We start from the raw sequence: 13,690 nt of genomic DNA on the forward strand, positions 1-13,690 counted from the left end.
GCGGAGCCCGCCGCTACTCCTTGACCGACCCCGTCATCCCCGACACGTAGTACTCGACGAAGAACGAGTACACGAACGCGACCGGCAGCGAGCCGAGCAGCGCGCCGGCCATCAGCGGGCCCCAGTGGTAGACGTCCCCCTCGACGAGTTCGGTGACCACGCCGACCGGCACGGTCTTGTTCTCGCTCGACGAGACGAAGGTCAACGCGTAGATGAACTCGTTCCAGCTCAGCGTGAACGCGAAGATGCCGGCCGAGATCAGCCCCGGCACCGCGAGCGGCAGCACGATCTTGACCAGGATCTGCCAGCGCGTGGCGCCGTCGATCAGCGCGCACTCCTCGAGCTCGTACGGGATCGAGCGGAAGTAGCCCATCAGCAGCCAGGTCGAGAACGGGATCAGGAAGGTCGGGTAGGTCAGGATCAGCGCCATGCGCGAATCGAACAGCCCGAGCTTGACGACGATCGCCGCCAGGGGAATGAACAGGATCGACGGCGGCACCAGGTACGCGAGGAAGATCGCGCCGCCCGCCGGCTTGGCGCCCTGGAAGCGCAGCCGTTCGATCGCGTAGGCGGCCAGCACCGAGGCGACCAGCGAGACGCCGGTCGAGACCACCGAGACGATCACGGTGTTCCACAGCCAGGCCGGGTACTCGGTCCTGAGCAGCAGCTTCTCGAAGTGCGCGAGCGTCGGCCCGATGATCCAGAACGGGTTGCCGTCGCGCGAGAGCAGTTCGTTGTCCGGCTTGAACGAGGTGATCGCCATCCAGTAGAACGGGAACAGCAGCACGATCACGAACAGCACGATCGGGATGTAGATCGTGACCCAGCGCCGCGGCATGGACTGCAGGAAGTCCATGCCCTCCGAGGCGTCGTTGTTCTTCGAGTTGCTCATTTGTCGCCGCCTTGTTGCCACGCGCGGCGCTGCAGGCCGAAGTAGCTGAACATGATCGCGGCCAGCAGGAACGGGACCATCAGCGTGGCGATCGCTGCGCCTTCGGCCAGCGCACCGCCCGAGATCGCGCGCTGGAACGCGAGCGTGGCCATCAGGTGGGTCGCGTTCAGCGGGCCCCCACGGGTCAGCACGTAGATCAGCTGGAAGTCGGTGAAGGTGAACAGCACCGAGAAGGTCATCACCACCGCGATGATCGGCGTCAGCAGCGGCAGCGTGATGTGGCGGAACTGCTGCCACGGCGTCGCGCCGTCGATCGCCGAGGCCTCGTAGTAGGACGGCGAGATCGTCTGCAGCCCGGCCAGCAGCGAGATCGCGACGAACGGGATGCCACGCCAGACGTTGGCGATGATGGTCGAGATGCGCGCGTTCCACGGGTTGCCGAGGAAGTCGATGTACTGGTCGATCAGCCCGAGCTTGACCAGCACCCAGCTGATGATCGAGAACTGCGCGTCGAAGATCCACCAGAACGCAATCGCCGACAGCGCCGTCGGCACGATCCACGGCAGCAGCACCACGGCGCGGAAGAAGCTCTGGAACGGCAGCCGCTTGTTCAGCAGGATCGCCAGGTACAGGCCGAGAAAGAACTTGGCGATGCTCGCGACGACCGTGTAGAAGAGCGTGTTGAACAGCGCCAGTTGCGTGACGCTGTCGGTGACGAGGAAGCTGAAGTTCTCCAGACCGATGTATTCACCGGCACGGCCGATCTTGGCGTCGGTGAAGCCGAGCCAGGTCCCCAGCCCCAGCGGGTAGGTGAGGAACAGCAGCAGCAGCACCGTCGCCGGCAGCATGAACGCCCAGCCGAGCGCATTCTTGTTGTTCTGAAAGCGTTCCAGGGCGTTCATGCGTCGGGGCTCTGCGTCAGACCTTGTAGTAGCGCTCGGCGCGCTTCTGCGCGCGCTCGGCGGCTTCCTTCGGCGTCTTCGACCCGCTGGCCGCTTCGGCCACCATGTTGACGACGATGAAGTCAGCGCCCGCCCCGGCCGAGGCGTAACCCAGCTTGCCCGCATAGCCGGTCGGCCGCATGTTCTTGACGCCGTCGCGGTAAGGCGTGTTCTTCGGGTCGCTGGTCCAGATCGAGGTTGCCTCGTAGGCCCGCAGCGGCTGTGCGATGTAGCCGCCGGCCGCCGTGAGCCACGGATCGAACTGCTCCTTCTCCATCATGAAGCGCAGGAACTCCTTGGCCGCTTGCGGGTACTTGGTGTACTTGAAGATCATCTGGTTGAAGAACAGGTGCGACTCGGTCGCGACGCCGACCGGCCCGATCGGGAACGAGGCGTGGTTGATGTCGCCGGCCAGTTCCTTGACCTTCGGGTCCTGCGAGTTCTTCGCGGCGTAGTAGATCGAGATGCCGTTGTTGGTGACGCTGACCTGGCCGTCCAGGAAGGCCTTGTTGTTGTTCGGGTCCAGCCACGACAGCGTGCCCGGGATGAAGGTGGCGTAGAGCTCCTTCGCGTACTCCAGTGCCTTCAGCGTCTCGGGGCTGTCGATCACGACCTTGTTGTTCTTGTCGACCAGCTGGCCGCCGAACGCCCACATCAGCCAGTTGCACCACAGGCCGTCACCGGTGGCGTTGCCCAGCGCCATGCCGGCAGGCGTGCCCTTTTCCTTCAGCGCCTTGCACATCTTCAGGAAGTCGTCGGTCGTCTTCGGGAAGGCGTCGAAGCCGGCCGCCTTGACCTGGCTCTGGCGGTAGACCATGTACGAACCCGCCGCGCCCAGCGCCAGGCCGATCCACTTCTTGCCGTCCGGGCGCAGGTAGGCCTCGCAGGCCGGGTACCAGCCGCCGTACTTCTTGCCGAGGTACTCGGCCACGTCGGTCACGTCGAGCAGCTTGTCCGGGTACAGGTTGGCGTCGTCGTTGGTCGACAGGATGATGTCCGGGCCGGCGCCGGTGTTGGCGGCCACGGCCGCCTTCGGGCGCACGTCTTCCCAGCCCTCGTTGTCGACCCGCACCTCGATGCCCGTCTTCTCGGTGAACTTCTTGACGTTGGCCATGTAGGCATCGATGTCGCCCTGCACGAAGCGGCTCCAGCGCAGCACGCGCAGCTTGGCGCCCTTCTCGGGCTTGAGCGCCAGCGTCTGTGCGTGCACCGCCGGTGCGAACACCGCCCCTCCGGTGCCGACGGTCGCTGCGGCGGCAACGCCAGCGGAACTTTCGAGAAACTTGCGGCGATTGAACTCGGTCATGGGGGTGTCTCCTTCGGTGAACGATTGCGGGGTCGCGGGAAAGGAAGTGGGTTGCGGGTCGGCAGCCGCGGTCAGGCCGCCAGGCGTTTGCCGTTGCTGGCGTCGAACAGGTGCGCGCGCTGCAGGTCGGGGACGAGGTGGATCGTGCTGCCGGGCGTGAAGTCGTAGCGCTCGCGGAACACCGCCGAGATGTCGACGCCTTCGTGCCGGCACGCGATGAACGTGTCCATGCCAGTCGGTTCCATCACGACCACCTTGGCGGGAATGCCGCCGCTGCTGGCGAGCGTCAGATGCTCCGGCCGGGTGCCGTAGACCACCGGCTGGCCGTCGACGCCGCCGGTCAGCGGCGGCGCGTCGAGCTGCGTGCCGTCGTTCAGCTCGACATGCGCGGTGTTCGCGGTGCGGCGCAGCGTGCCGGGCAGGAAGTTCATCGCCGGCGAGCCGATGAAGCCGGCGACGAACTGGTTGGCCGGGTGGTCGTACAGGTCGAGCGGGCCGCCGGTCTGCTCGATCCGGCCGTCGCGCATCACGACGATCTTGTCGCCCATCGTCATCGCCTCGATCTGGTCGTGGGTGACGTAGATCGAGGTGGTCTTCAGGCGCTGGTGCAGTTCCTTCAATTCGCTGCGCATCGCGACGCGCAATTTGGCGTCGAGATTCGACAGCGGCTCGTCGAACAGGAAGACCTGCGGGTCGCGCACGATCGCCCGGCCCATCGCGACGCGCTGGCGCTGGCCGCCCGAGAGCTGGCGCGGGTAGCGGTCGAGCAGCGCGTCGAGCGCCAGGATCTCGGCGGCGCGCTTGACCTTGGCATCGGCGGTCGCGGCGTCCATCTTGGCCAGCGCGAGCGAGAACGCCATGTTCTCGCGCACCGTCATGTGCGGGTACAGCGCGTAGTTCTGGAACACCATCGCGATGTCGCGTTCCTTCGGCTGCAGGTCGTTGACCACGCGGTCGCCGATGCGGATCTCGCCGGCGTTGATCTGCTCCAGTCCGGCGATCATGCGCAGCAGCGTCGACTTGCCGCAGCCCGACGGGCCGACCAGCACGGTGAATGATCCGTCGCGGATGTCGATGTCGACGCCGTGCAGGACGGGGACCTCGCCGAAGTTCTTCTTGACTGCCTGGATCGTGACGCTGGCCATGCACTCTTTCCTGAGGATCGCGGTCGGATTCGCCGAGGGAACTCCGCAGCGGCAATCTCGCAATGCCGCGGCAGTATCGGTATTGCGATGGCCGTACGCCATCAGGGCAAACCGTTAGACGGCAGATTCTCGGAATTTGTATGATGACCTGATCACCATGCTGCTTTCCTCGACTGCAGGTCGGCCTGCGCCCGGCTCGGCCCCACCCTCTTCCACGCCGCGGCTGATGCCGCTGCGCCTGTCCGATCGGCTGGCAGTGCTGCTCGGCGACCAGATCGATTCCGGCGCGCTGCGCCCCGGCGACCGCCTGCCCACGGAGGCGCAGCTGGCGCTGGCCCACGGCGTCTCGCGCACCGTCGTCCGCGAGGCCGTGCACCAGCTCAAGTCGCGCGAGATGGTCGTCTCCCGCCAGGGCTCGGGCGTGTTCGTCGCGCCGCCGCCGCTGCACCAGCCGCTGACTTTCGACCCCGCGGTGCTGGGCTCGGTGCAGTCGGTCGTTCACGTGGTCGAGGTGCGCCGGGTGATCGAGGCCGAGATGGCCGCGTTCGCGGCCGAGCGCGCGACGCGGGCGCAGGTCGCGACGATGCGCCGCGCGCTGCGGGCGATCGACGCGGCCGCTGCGGCCGGCCACGACGGCGTCGCCGAGGACCTGGCGTTCCACCGCTCGATCGGCGAGGCCACCGGCAACCCGCAGTTCACGCTGCTGCTCGGCTTCCTCGAACAGTACCTGCGCGAAGGCATGCGCATCACCCGCGGCAACGAATCGCGCCGGCGCGATTTCATGGAGGCGGTGCGGCTCGAGCACCGCGCGATCGTCGACGCGATCGCGGCGCGCGACCCGGCGCTCGCGCGCCGCCGCGCCCGCGAGCACATGGCGCACAGCGAACTTCGCCTGATCGAGGGCGGGATCATCCCCGCACCCGGGAAGCCGAACCGACGGAGCAGCAAATGACCCCCCCACCCTCTTCTCGCGCCGGGCAGGTGCTCGGCGTCGTCGGCCTCGGATCGATGGGCTTCGGCGCCGCGCTGACCGCGCTGCGCAACGGCGTGACGACGATCGGGCTCGATTCCCGCGCCGAGGCGCGCGAACGCTTCGTGGCCGAAGGCGGCCGCGCGACCGATTCGCTGGCCGAGCTGGGCGCGCAATGCGACGCGGTCGTCGTGCTGGTCGTCAATGCGGCCCAGACCGAGGAGGTGCTGTTCGGCGCCGGCGGGCTGGCCGGCCACCTGCGCGCCGGCTCGGTCGTGATCTGCTCGGCGACGGTGGACCCGACGCTGCCGCCCCAGTGGCAGCAGCGGCTGGCGGCGAACGGGCTGCTGCTGATCGACGCGCCGGTCTCCGGCGGCGCCACGAAGGCCGCGGCCGGGCAGATGACCGTGATGGCCTCGGGCGAGCCCGCGGCGTTCGCGGCTGCAGGCGCGCTGCTCGACGCGATCGCCGGCAAGGTCTATCGCCTCGGCGACGTGGCCGGCGTCGGCTCGACCGTCAAGATGGTCAACCAGCACCTGGCCGGCGTGCACATCGCCGCCGCCTGCGAGGCGATGGCGCTGGGCATGCGCGCCGGCGCCGAGCCGCGCGCGCTGTACGAGGTCATCTGCAATTCGGCCGGCATGAGCTGGATGTTCCAGAACCGCGTGCCGCACATCCTCGACGGCGACTACACGCCACTGTCGGCGGTGAACATCTTCATCAAGGACCTGGGCATCGTGCTCGACGCGGCGCGCAAGCTGCAGTTCCCGCTGCCGCTGGCCGCGACCGCACACCAGCTCTACCTCGCGACCGCCGCGGCCGGCCACGGCGCAGAAGACGACTCGGCGGTGATCAAGTTCTATGCCGGCCTGGCCGGCATCGAGCTGCCGAAGGCGGCCGTGAAGCCATGATCCTGGGGATCATCGCCGACGACTTCACCGGCGCCACCGACGTGGCCAGCATGCTGGTGCGCGCCGGCATGCGCACGGTGCAGGTGATCGGCGTGCCGGACGGTCCGGCGCCCGATGCGGATGCCGTCGTCGTCGCGCTGAAGACCCGCACCAATCCTGCCGACGACGCGGTCGAGCAATCCCTCGCCGCGCTGCGCTGGCTGCAGGCGGCCGGTATGAAGCAGTGCTACTTCAAATACTGCTCGACCTTCGACTCGACCGCCGCCGGCAACATCGGCCCGGTCACCGAGGCGCTGTTGGACGCGCTCGGCGCGCCGTTCACGATCGCCTGCCCGGCGTTCCCCGAGAACGGCCGCACGATCTTCCGCGGCCACCTGTTCGTCGGCGACGAATTGCTCAGCGATTCCGGCATGCGCCACCACCCGCTGACACCGATGACGGATGCGAACCTGGTGCGCGTGCTGCAGTCGCAGAGCCGGCGCAGCGTCGGGCTGATCCGCTACGACACGATCGCGCAAGGCGTGGCCGCGGTGCGCGACCGCATCGCCGCGCTGCAGCGCGACGGCTTCGAGCTCGCGATCGCCGACGCGACCACCAACGACGACCTGCGCACCCTGGCGGCCGCCTGCGCCGACCTGCCGCTGCTGACCGCGGGGTCGGGCCTCGCGCTCGGGCTGCCCGCGCTGTATGCGGATCGGGGTTGGCTCGTGCCCGATGCGCAGGCCGCTGCGCTCGACGCGGCCCCCGGCGGCGCCGCGGTGATCGCCGGCTCGTGCTCGACGGCAACGAACGCGCAAGTGCGGCGCTGGCGCGATGCCGGCCGGCCCGCGTTCGCGGTCGACCCGCGCGCGCTGGCGCGTGGCGAGGCGGTGGCCGAGGCCGCGCTCGCCTTCGCGCGCACGCAGGGCGACGAACCGGTGCTGGTCTACGCGACCGCGTCGGCCGCCGATCTGAAATCGGTGCAGGCGGAACTCGGCGCGATGCAGGCCGGCGCGCTGGTCGAGGCCTGCCTCGCGCGCGTTGCCCGCGGCCTGGTGGACGGCGGCGTGCGCCGCCTCGTCGTCGCGGGCGGCGAGACCTCGGGCGCGGTGGTGCAGGCGCTCGGCGTCGCGCAGCTGCGCATCGGCGCCGCCATCTGCCCCGGCGTGCCGTGGACGCAGGCCGAAGGCGTCGCCACCGGTTCGCCGCTGCACCTGGCCTTGAAATCGGGCAACTTCGGCGGCCCCGACTTCTTCCACGAGGCGCTGCGCGCGTCGACCGCGGCATGAATGGCTTCGCCGCCCAGCGCGAGGCGATCTGCCGCGTCGGCCGCTCGCTGTTCGAGCGCGGCTACGTCCACGCGGCGGCCGGCAACATCAGCGTGCGGCTGCCCGACGAGGCCGGCTTCCTGATCACGCCGACCGATGCCTGCCTCGGCTTCCTGATGCCCGACGACCTGGCCCACGCCGATCGGGACGGCGAGCCGCTCGGCGCCGCTCGCGCCAGCAAGACGCTCGCGCTGCACCGCGCGATCTACGCCGCCGAACCCGCGGCGCAGTGCGTGCTGCACACCCACAGCACCCAGCTCGTCGCGCTGACGCTCGAAGGCGTGTGGCGCGCCGACGCGGCGCTGCCGCCGATCACGCCGTATTTCGTGATGAAGGTCGGGCGCGTGCCGCTGATCCCGTACCACCGGCCGGGCCACCCCGCGGTCGCCGCGCTGGTGGCCGCCGAGATCGCCGCCGCACAGGCGCGCAAGGCCCCGATCCGCGCGGTGCTGCTCGACCGGCTGGGCCCCACGGTCTGGCAAGATTCACCGGCGAGCGCGATGGCCGTGCTCGAAGAACTCGAAGAGACCGCGCGCCTGTGGCGCACGGCCCGCCCGCAGCCCGCGCCGCTCGGCGACGCGCAGATCGACGACCTCCGCAGCGCCTTCGGCGCACGATGGTGACGCCCATGCCGCAGTTCGCAGCCAACCTGTCGATGATGTACACCGAGCACGCCTTCCTCGAACGCTTCCAGGCGGCCGCGGCGGACGGGTTCGATGCGGTCGAGTTCCTGTTCCCCTACGACCACCCGCCGGCCGAGATCGCCGCGCGGCTGGCCGATAACGGCCTGAAGCAGGTCCTTTTCAACGCGCCGCCCGGCGACTGGATCGCCGGCGAGCGCGGCATCGCGAGCCATGCCGAGCGCCGCGACGAGTTCCGCCGCGGCCTCCTCGAGCAGGCGCTGCCGTATGCGCTCGCGCTCGGGTGCCCACGCATCCACGTGATGGCCGGGCTGATGCCGGCCGGCATCGAGCGGCCGGCGCTGCGTGCGACGTACGTCGCCAACCTGGCGTGGGCCGCGCGCGAGGCCGCCGCCGTCGGGCTCGACCTGCTGATCGAGCCGATCAACAAGCGCGACATCCCGGGCTACCTGCTGAACCGGCAGGACGACGCGCACGAGATCGTCGGCGAGATCGACGCACCCAACCTGAAGGTGCAGATGGACCTGTACCACTGCCAGATCGTCGAGGGCGATGTCGCGATGAAGCTGCGCAAGTACCTGCCGACCGGCCGCGTCGGCCACCTGCAGATCGCCGGCGTCCCCGACCGCCACGAGCCCGACCAGGGCGAACTGAACCACCCCTACCTGTTCGACGTGATCGACGAACTCGGCTACACCGGCCACATCGGCTGCGAGTACCGGCCGCGTGCCGGCACGTCCGCCGGCCTCGGCTGGCTGCGCACCCAACGACAACACGGAGTCAAGCACCCATGAAGATCCTGATCACCGGCGGCGGCGGCTTTCTCGGCGACCGCCTCGCCCGCGCGCTGCTCGCGCGCCCCACGCTGGCAGGCCGTGAGGTCACCAAAGTGGTGCTGACCGACATCGCCCCGCCGCGCGTCGACCTGCTCGCCGACCCGCGCGTCGAGGGCCGCACCGGCGCGCTGCTGACACAGACCGATGCGCTGCGCGACGAGGCGTTCGACGGCGTGTTCCACCTCGCCTCGGCCGTCTCCGGCGAATGCGAGGCCGATTTCGACCTCGGCCTGCGCTCCAACCTCGACAGCACGCGCGCACTGCTGGACGCGATCCGCGCCAACGTGAACGCGGGCGGTCAGGCGCCGCGGCTGGTGTTCTCCAGCTCGGTCGCGGTGTTCGGCCCGGACCCGGCGGTGCCGCTGCCCAAGGTCGTCGCCGACGACACCCTGCCGGCGCCGCAGACCTCCTACGGCATGCACAAGCTCGTCTGCGAGCACCTGGTGGCCGACTACACCCGCAAGGGCTACCTCGACGGCCGCGCCGCGCGGCTGATGACGGTGTGCGTGCGCCCCGGCAAGCCGAACGGTGCGGCGTCGTCTTTCTTCAGCGGCATCATCCGCGAGCCGCTGGCCGGCGTCGAATCGATCTGCCCGGTGGACGAGAACGTCTCGCACCCGATCTCGTCGCCGACCCGCACGGTCGAGGGCCTGATCCGGGTGTACGAAGCGAGCCGCGAGGAATTCAACGGCCGCACCGCGCTGAACCTGCCGGCTCTGAACGTTCGCGTCGCCGACATGCTGGCCGCGCTCGAACAGGTCGCCGGCAAGGCGGTGCGGCAGCTCGTGCGCTTCGACCGCGACGAGCGCATCGCCGGCATCGTCGCCAACTGGCCGAGCGGCGCCTCGGCCGCGCGCGCCGCGAAGCTGGGGCTGCTGCCGCACGAGAACTTCGCCGAGATCATCCGTCAGTACATCGACGATTGCAGCAAGGCACCGAACGCCGACCAGACCCTGAAAGGCCTCGCACGATGAACCAGATCGACCTGAAAGGCCGCGTCGCGGTCATCACCGGCGGGGCCCAGGGCATCGGCTATGCGGTGGCCGAGCGGATGCTGAAATCCGGCGCCGAGGTCGTGCTGTGGGACATCGACGCAGTGCGCCTGGCCGATGCCGAAAACGTGCTCGGCACGCTCGGCAAGGTGAGCACCTCGATCGTCGAATTGACGATGGCGCCGGACATCGACGCCGCCGCGGCCGACGCCGTCAAGGCGCACGGCAAGATCGACATCCTGGTCAACAACGCCGGCATCACCGGCGGCAACGCGCCGACCTGGGAACTCTCGCCCGAAGCCTGGCAGCGCGTGATCGACGTCAATCTCGTCGGCCCGTTCCTGACCTGCCGCGCGGTCGTGCCGCAGATGCTGAAGCAGGGTTACGGCCGCATCGTCAACATCGCGTCGGTGGCCGGCAAGGAAGGCAACCCCAACGCCTCGCACTACAGCGCGTCGAAGGCCGGCCTGATCGCGCTGACCAAGTCGCTCGCTAAGGAACTCGCGACCAAGGGCATCCTCGTCAACGCCGTCTCGCCCGCGGCCGCGAAGACCGCGATCTTCGACTCGATGACCGAGCAGCACATCGCGTTCATGCTCAGCAAGATCCCGATGGCGCGCTTCCTCGAGGTCGGCGAAGCCGCGGCGATGATCGCGTGGCTGGCGTCCGAGGAGTGCTCGTTCAGCACCGGCGCGGTGTTCGACCTGTCGGGCGGACGCGCGACCTATTGAACCGCCGTTGCGGACGGCATCTCGTCCGACAGCGGCCCGGCGGGCGCCGGCCTATGCTGCGTCGCTGCCCGGCGGCGACGCCACGGGGCAGAACCAATCCTTTGCCCTCACGGAGACCGCCATGACGCCCTTGCCCACCCTGTTTCGCGCCAGCCTGCTCGCCACCGCCATGGTGTTCGCCGGCTGCAGTTCGACCCCGATGATGAATGCGACGCCGACCACGATGGCGACGCAGACCTTCCGCGCGACGCTGTCGGCGGCGGCCGAGGTGCCCTCCAACGCCAGCCCGGGCACCGGCACGCTGGAAGCCACCTTCGACAAGGGGAGCAGCGTGCTGAAGTGGCGCGTCACGTACTCCGGCCTGACCGGCCCGGCGACGATGGCGCACTTCCACGGCCCGGCTATGCCCGGGGCGAACGCCGGCGTCGTCGTGCCGTTCCCGAGCGCGGCGAGCCCCGCCGAAGGCAGCGCGACGCTGACGCCCGCACAGGTCACCGATCTGATGGCCGGCAAGTGGTACGTCAACATCCACACCGCGCAGAACCCGGGCGGCGAGATTCGCGGTCAGGTCCTCGCGAACTGAAGGCGTGGAAGCTCAGTCGAGCTTCCACTTCCCGCCTTCGACCTTCACGACCACCCGGGCCCGTTGATCGAGCCCGAGGTGGTCGTTCTTCGACATGTTGGTCACACCGTTCGAGACCTTGAGGTCGCGAGTCGCTTCGAGCGCGTCGCGCAGCGCGGTGCGGAACTCCTTGCTGCCGGGCTGCGCGGTCTTCAGCGCGACGGGAATGGCGTGGGCGAGCAGCAGCCCCGCGTCCCAGGTGTAGGCACCGAACGCCGAGACGCTGCCGGCACCGTTGACGGCCTCGTACGCCTTCACGTACGCCATCGCCTGCGCCTTCGCCGGATGATCGGCCGGCAGCGACGCGGCGACGACGACCGGGCTGGTGGGCACGAACGCGCCTTCGATGTCCTTGCCGCCGACGCGCAGGAAGTCGTTGTTCGCCACACCGTGGTTGAAGTAGACGCTGCCCTTGTAGCCGCGCTCGACCAGTGCCCGCGCCGGCAATACCGCCGGTGTGCCGGAGGCGCCGATCACCACCATCTCCGGGTTCGCCGCCGCCAGCTTCAGCACCTGCGAGGTGACGCTGGTGTCGCGCGGCGCGAAGCGTTCGTTGGCAACGATCTTGATGCCGCGCACCGACGCGAACTTCTCGAACTCGGCGTAGAACGCCTCGCCCAGCGCGTCGTTGAAGCCGATGTAGCCCATCGACTTGATGCCTCGCTTCGCGGCGTGCTCGAGGATCGCGAGCACCATCATCGTGTCGGTCTGCGGCGTCTTGAACACCCACGCCTTCTTCGGGCTCATCGGCTCGATGATGCGGGCGCTGGACGCGAGCGAGATCGTCGGCGTGCCGCTCTCGGCCACGGCATCGGTCATCGCCAGCGAATTCGGCGTGGTGGTCGAGCCGATGATCGCGTCGACCTTGTCCTCCAGCGTCAGCCGGCGGGTGTTGACGACCGCGGCGCTCGAATCGCTGGCGTCGTCGAGCACGATGTACTCGACGCTCTTGCCGCCGATCGTCTTCGGCAGCAGCGCGATCGTGTTCTTCTCGGGGATGCCGAGCGACACCGCCGGGCCGGTGGTCGACAGCGTGACGCCGATCTTGATCTGGGCCAGTGCGGGCCAGCTGGTGGCGGCGAGGATCGCGAGCGCGATCAGCGAACGTGGGTTCATTTGTAGTCTCCTGTTGAAATTCAAAGCAGCGTGGCCGGGATCGCGAGGTGGCCGCGGAAGCGCACCCGCTTCGAGCGCACGGCCGGACCGGCCAATCGGTAGTTGGGGAAGCGCGCGAGGAAGCGCCCGATCGCGATGCGCGCCTCGAGCCGGCCGAGGCCCATGCCGACGCACTGATGGATGCCGGAGCCGAACGCCACGTGGCGGTTCGGCGATCGTGCGATGTCGAGCCGGTCGGGGTCTGGGAACTGCGCCGGATCGCGATTCGCCGCGCCGATGCACAGCGTGACCTGCGTGCGTGGGGCGAGCGACACGCCGCCGATCTCGGTCGCGACGGTCGTGATGCGGTTGCCGAGCTGGTTCGAGCTCTCGATGCGCAGGAATTCCTCGACGGCGGTGCGGATCAGCCCGGGTTCCGCGAGCAGGCGCGCCTTCTGAGCCGGCGCGTCGAGCAGGCTCTTCAGGCCATTGCCGATCAGGTTGGTCGTCGTTTCGTGGCCGGCGTTGAGCAGGAAGATGCAGTTGTGCAGCAACTCTTTCGCCAAGAGTTTTTCCGTGACGCCGCCCTCGCCGATCACTTCGCCCTGGATCAACCGCGTCAACACGTCGGTCTCCGGATCGCCCGGCGCCTGCGCGCGGCGCGCGACCAGGCCCTCCAGGTACGTCAGCATGTCGGTCACGGCGGCGTTGCCGCGCGCATGCATCGCATCCGTGAGCGCCGGCTCCAGCGCGCCGAGGATCGCGAGCGACCAGTCGCGCAGCGGCCCGCGCTCGGCGTGCGGCACGCCGAGCAGGTTGCCGATGATCTCGACCGGGATCGCCGCGGCGAACGACTCGATCAGGTCGATCGTCTCGCCCTGCTCGGCGCGCGCCTGCATTGCATCGAGCAGCCCATCGACCAGCGCGACCAGGCCGACCTCCATCGCGGCGATGTGCTTCGGCGTCAGCGCGCCCGCGATCAGGCGGCGCACCCGCGTGTGCAGCGGCGGGTCGTTGAACACCAGGCTGGTCGTGTGGTGCTCGAACAGCGCCGAATCGAGCCCGTATTTCGGGCCGAACTCCTCGTGCTTGTCGGAGCTGAAGGTCTTCGGGTCCTTGTAGACCGCGACGATGTCGGCGTAGCGGGTCAGGAACACGCTGCCGTCCGGCATGCGCTTGACCGGCGCCTGTTCCCGCAATGCACGGTAGGTCGGGAACGGGTCGTCGTAGAACGCGTCGGGCAGGTTTCGAAGGTCGAAGGTGGCGATGTTCATGCGTCGGCGAATCTAAGGCCGAACCGG

14 protein-coding genes are annotated in these 13,690 nt (G+C 69.1%); 8 read left to right on the forward strand and 6 right to left on the reverse strand.

The features are described from left to right. Positions 1 to 13: 13 nt before the first annotated feature. The 4 genes from ACWH49_RS02305 to ACWH49_RS02320 all read right to left on the reverse strand — a co-directional run bounded on the left by ACWH49_RS02305 (position 14) and on the right by ACWH49_RS02320 (position 4,284). On the reverse strand, positions 14 to 892 hold the full coding sequence (locus ACWH49_RS02305) for a carbohydrate ABC transporter permease (protein ID WP_448169976.1): 879 nt from the start codon (positions 890 to 892) through the stop codon (positions 14 to 16). Beyond that, entirely contained in the window at positions 889 to 1,794 is a 906-nt protein-coding gene (locus ACWH49_RS02310) for a carbohydrate ABC transporter permease (RefSeq protein WP_448169977.1), read from the reverse strand. Before ACWH49_RS02310 ends, ACWH49_RS02305 begins: the two co-directional genes overlap by 4 nt. Before the next feature lie 16 nt (positions 1,795 to 1,810). Next, positions 1,811 to 3,139 (reverse strand): ABC transporter substrate-binding protein, encoded by a 1,329-nt coding sequence (locus ACWH49_RS02315; protein ID WP_448169978.1) that lies wholly within the window; start codon positions 3,137 to 3,139, stop codon positions 1,811 to 1,813. A gap of 71 nt (positions 3,140 to 3,210) precedes the next feature. Beyond that, positions 3,211 to 4,284: an ABC transporter ATP-binding protein gene (locus tag ACWH49_RS02320; RefSeq protein ID WP_056464354.1), complete on the reverse strand. Its 1,074-nt coding sequence runs from the start codon at positions 4,282 to 4,284 to the stop codon at positions 3,211 to 3,213. Between the two features lie 226 nt (positions 4,285 to 4,510). Here ACWH49_RS02320 and ACWH49_RS02325 point away from each other — a divergent pair, with 226 nt between their 5' ends. From ACWH49_RS02325 to ACWH49_RS02360, 8 genes are all read left to right on the forward strand, one after another. Further along, a complete protein-coding gene (locus ACWH49_RS02325) occupies positions 4,511 to 5,236 on the forward strand; it encodes a FadR/GntR family transcriptional regulator (protein WP_448174290.1) in 726 nt (241 codons plus the stop codon). Next, positions 5,233 to 6,165 carry an L-threonate dehydrogenase gene (gene ltnD, locus ACWH49_RS02330; RefSeq protein ID WP_448169979.1) on the forward strand — a complete coding sequence of 311 codons (933 nt, stop codon included), beginning with the start codon at positions 5,233 to 5,235 and terminating at the stop codon, positions 6,163 to 6,165. Before ACWH49_RS02325 ends, ltnD begins: the two co-directional genes overlap by 4 nt. Further along, positions 6,162 to 7,433, forward strand: coding sequence for a 3-oxo-tetronate kinase (gene otnK / locus ACWH49_RS02335; RefSeq protein WP_448169980.1), 1,272 nt, complete (start codon positions 6,162 to 6,164; stop codon positions 7,431 to 7,433). The genes ltnD and otnK overlap by 4 nt, the downstream gene beginning before the upstream one ends. Continuing rightward, a complete protein-coding gene (locus ACWH49_RS02340; RefSeq protein ID WP_448169981.1) occupies positions 7,430 to 8,095 on the forward strand; it encodes a class II aldolase/adducin family protein in 666 nt (221 codons plus the stop codon). Before otnK ends, ACWH49_RS02340 begins: the two co-directional genes overlap by 4 nt. A gap of 5 nt (positions 8,096 to 8,100) precedes the next feature. Beyond that, positions 8,101 to 8,907 (forward strand): 2-oxo-tetronate isomerase, encoded by an 807-nt coding sequence (gene otnI, locus ACWH49_RS02345; protein ID WP_448169982.1) that lies wholly within the window; start codon positions 8,101 to 8,103, stop codon positions 8,905 to 8,907. Beyond that, positions 8,904 to 9,923, forward strand: a complete 1,020-nt coding sequence (denD, locus tag ACWH49_RS02350) for a D-erythronate dehydrogenase (protein ID WP_448169983.1) — start codon at positions 8,904 to 8,906, stop codon at positions 9,921 to 9,923. The genes otnI and denD overlap by 4 nt, the downstream gene beginning before the upstream one ends. Then, complete coding sequence (locus ACWH49_RS02355) at positions 9,920 to 10,672, forward strand: SDR family NAD(P)-dependent oxidoreductase (protein ID WP_448169984.1); 753 nt, start codon at positions 9,920 to 9,922, stop codon at positions 10,670 to 10,672. The genes denD and ACWH49_RS02355 overlap by 4 nt, the downstream gene beginning before the upstream one ends. A 121-nt stretch (positions 10,673 to 10,793) precedes the next feature. Next, entirely contained in the window at positions 10,794 to 11,255 is a 462-nt protein-coding gene (locus tag ACWH49_RS02360; RefSeq protein WP_448169985.1) for a CHRD domain-containing protein, read from the forward strand. 12 nt (positions 11,256 to 11,267) lie between these two features. Here ACWH49_RS02360 and ACWH49_RS02365 read toward each other — a convergent pair whose 3' ends face one another. Both ACWH49_RS02365 and ACWH49_RS02370 read right to left on the reverse strand, forming a co-directional pair. Beyond that, on the reverse strand, positions 11,268 to 12,410 hold the full coding sequence (locus ACWH49_RS02365) for an ABC transporter substrate-binding protein (RefSeq protein WP_448169986.1): 1,143 nt from the start codon (positions 12,408 to 12,410) through the stop codon (positions 11,268 to 11,270). A gap of 20 nt (positions 12,411 to 12,430) precedes the next feature. Beyond that, the gene (locus ACWH49_RS02370) at positions 12,431 to 13,663 is read right to left on the reverse strand and encodes a cytochrome P450 (protein ID WP_448169987.1); all 1,233 of its coding nucleotides are present in this window, start codon (positions 13,661 to 13,663) and stop codon (positions 12,431 to 12,433) included. Between the last annotated feature and the right edge of the window lie 27 nt (positions 13,664 to 13,690).

This window comes from Rhizobacter fulvus (assembly GCF_964020785.1).

Bases quoted from the DNA above. Each gene is read 5' to 3' on its own strand.
- ACWH49_RS02305 (WP_448169976.1), bottom strand. From the start codon at position 892: ATGAGCAACTCGAAGAACAACGACGCCTCGGAGGGCATGGACTTCCTG.
- ACWH49_RS02310 (WP_448169977.1), bottom strand. From the start codon at position 1,794: ATGAACGCCCTGGAACGCTTTCAGAACAACAAGAATGCGCTCGGCTGG.
- ACWH49_RS02315 (WP_448169978.1), bottom strand. From the start codon at position 3,139: ATGACCGAGTTCAATCGCCGCAAGTTTCTCGAAAGTTCCGCTGGCGTT.
- ACWH49_RS02320 (WP_056464354.1), bottom strand. From the start codon at position 4,284: ATGGCCAGCGTCACGATCCAGGCAGTCAAGAAGAACTTCGGCGAGGTC.
- ACWH49_RS02325 (WP_448174290.1), top strand. From the start codon at position 4,511: ATGCCGCTGCGCCTGTCCGATCGGCTGGCAGTGCTGCTCGGCGACCAG.
- ltnD (WP_448169979.1), top strand. From the start codon at position 5,233: ATGACCCCCCCACCCTCTTCTCGCGCCGGGCAGGTGCTCGGCGTCGTC.
- otnK (WP_448169980.1), top strand. From the start codon at position 6,162: ATGATCCTGGGGATCATCGCCGACGACTTCACCGGCGCCACCGACGTG.
- ACWH49_RS02340 (WP_448169981.1), top strand. From the start codon at position 7,430: ATGAATGGCTTCGCCGCCCAGCGCGAGGCGATCTGCCGCGTCGGCCGC.
- otnI (WP_448169982.1), top strand. From the start codon at position 8,101: ATGCCGCAGTTCGCAGCCAACCTGTCGATGATGTACACCGAGCACGCC.
- denD (WP_448169983.1), top strand. From the start codon at position 8,904: ATGAAGATCCTGATCACCGGCGGCGGCGGCTTTCTCGGCGACCGCCTC.
- ACWH49_RS02355 (WP_448169984.1), top strand. From the start codon at position 9,920: ATGAACCAGATCGACCTGAAAGGCCGCGTCGCGGTCATCACCGGCGGG.
- ACWH49_RS02360 (WP_448169985.1), top strand. From the start codon at position 10,794: ATGACGCCCTTGCCCACCCTGTTTCGCGCCAGCCTGCTCGCCACCGCC.
- ACWH49_RS02365 (WP_448169986.1), bottom strand. From the start codon at position 12,410: ATGAACCCACGTTCGCTGATCGCGCTCGCGATCCTCGCCGCCACCAGC.
- ACWH49_RS02370 (WP_448169987.1), bottom strand. From the start codon at position 13,663: ATGAACATCGCCACCTTCGACCTTCGAAACCTGCCCGACGCGTTCTAC.